Genomic DNA, 1,906 nt, shown 5'->3' with positions numbered 1-1,906 from the left:
GCCTTGGACGCCAAAACTGAAAGAAAAGAGCGCGAAACCGCTCCCGCCGAGAAAACGCGGGCTCGGCCCCGGGCCGAGCGACGCCCGCCGGACGACGAAAAACGCGTGGAAAACAAGCGCGGGGACGATACGCGCACACAAGACGCGCAGGGGAATGACAGTCCGTCCGACACCAACAAGCCCGGCCTCGTCAGACGCCATCCCTATATAGCGGCGATCGTCGCCATCCTCATCCTGCTGGTGATCGCGGCCGTCGTCATCTGGTGGATCAACGCGCGGCAGTATGAATGGACCGACGACGCCTTCATCGACGCCCGCACGGTGACGGTCGGCGCGGAAATTGCCGGGCGCATCACCGATGTCGCCGTCACCGACAACCAGCCGGTCGAGGCCGGCGCGGTGCTTCTGCACATCGACGACAGCGATTATCAGGCCTCCCTCAAACAGGCGGAAGCCGGCGTGGCGGCGGCGCGAGCCGAGATCGCCAATGTCCAGGCGCAGACCCAGGCGCAGAACGCCAAGATCGATGCCGCCGGCAAGCAGGTGGCGCAGGCGCAGGCGGCGCTCGAATTCGCCAAGTCCGAGGACCAGCGCAACCGCGAGCGCCTGGCCAAGGGCACGGCGACGCAGCAGCAGGCGCAGCAGGCCGCTTCGACCTTGCGCCAGGACCAGGCGGCGCTGGACGCGGCCAACGCCAATGCCGAGGCGGCGAAAAGTCAGGTGGCGGTTCTGCAGGCGCAAGGCAAGAGCGCCGAGGCCAAGCTTCGGCAGGCGGAGGCGGCCGAGAACCAGGCCAAGACCACCCTCACCCGCACGACCATCACGGCGCCCGTCGCCGGCCGTGCCACCAGCATCACTGCGGCGAAAGGCACCTATGCGCAGCCCGGCCAGGTGCTGATGATGTTCGTGCCCAACGACGTCTGGGTGAAGGCGAACTTCAAGGAGACGCAGCTCGACCTGATGCGGCCGGGCCAGCCCGTCGACATCACCATCGACGCCTATCCTGAAAAGACCTTCCATGGCCGTGTCGACAGCGTCCAGGCCGGTAGCGGCACGGCGTTCAGCCTGCTGCCTGCCGAAAACGCCACCGGCAATTTCGTCAAGGTGGTGCAACGCGTGCCGATCAAGATCGTGTTCGATCAGCGGCCCGGCGTCTATCTCGGCCCCGGCATGTCGGTGGTTCCGACGGTCAAGGTCAGATGAGCGATGCAGCTATAGTCCAGGGCAACGAAAGCCGATCCGCCGCCGGCGGGCGCAACCCCTGGCTGATCGCGATCGTCGTCTCGATCGCGACCTTCATGCTGGTGCTCGACACCTCGATCGCCAACGTCGCGCTGCGCAATATCGCCGGCAGCCTGGCCGCCGGCATGGACGAGAGCACATGGGTGATCACCACCTATCTCGTCGCCAACTCCGTCATCATTCCGGTCAGCGGCTGGCTGACCAGCATAATCGGCCGCAAGCGCTATTACATGATCTGCGTGGCGACCTTCACGCTGGCCTCGTTGCTCTGCGGGCTGGCCCCCAACCTCCCGACGCTGATCGCCTTCCGCATCCTGCAGGGGCTCGGCGGCGGCGGCATGGCGCCGAGCGAGCAATCGATCCTCGCCGATACCTTTCCGCCGGAGAAGCGGTCTCAGGCCTTTGCGCTCTACGGCATCGCGGTGATCGTCGCGCCAACGGTCGGGCCGACAATCGGCGGCTGGCTGACCGACAATTTCTCGTGGCACTGGATCTTTTTCATCAACGTGCCGTTCGGCATCATGTCGCTGGCGCTCGTGCAATGGCTGGTGATCGAGCCCGACATCCTCGAACGCGAGCGCCGGGAGCGGCTGAGCAAGGGGCTGAGGGTCGACTGGATTGGCTTCATCCTGGTCGCGATGGCGCTCGGCTGCCTCGAAGTCTT

2 protein-coding genes are annotated in these 1,906 nt (G+C 65.8%); both read left to right on the top strand.

The window, feature by feature from the left end; translation table 11 throughout:
- Positions 1-105: 105 nt before the first annotated feature.
- Entirely contained in the window at positions 106-1,203 is a 1,098-nt protein-coding gene (locus EOA28_RS19340; RefSeq protein WP_128315161.1) for an HlyD family secretion protein, read from the top strand.
- Positions 1,200-1,906, top strand: a 707-nt coding sequence (locus tag EOA28_RS40295) for a DHA2 family efflux MFS transporter permease subunit (RefSeq protein WP_245501554.1), incomplete at its 3' end; no start/stop codon positions are given. The genes EOA28_RS19340 and EOA28_RS40295, both read left to right, overlap by 4 nt.

This window comes from Mesorhizobium sp. M2A.F.Ca.ET.067.02.1.1 (assembly GCF_004023285.1).
In the GTDB taxonomy this organism is placed as follows: Bacteria; Pseudomonadota; Alphaproteobacteria; order Rhizobiales; family Rhizobiaceae; genus Mesorhizobium.
This window is presented reverse-complemented; position numbering and strand designations above follow the sequence as displayed.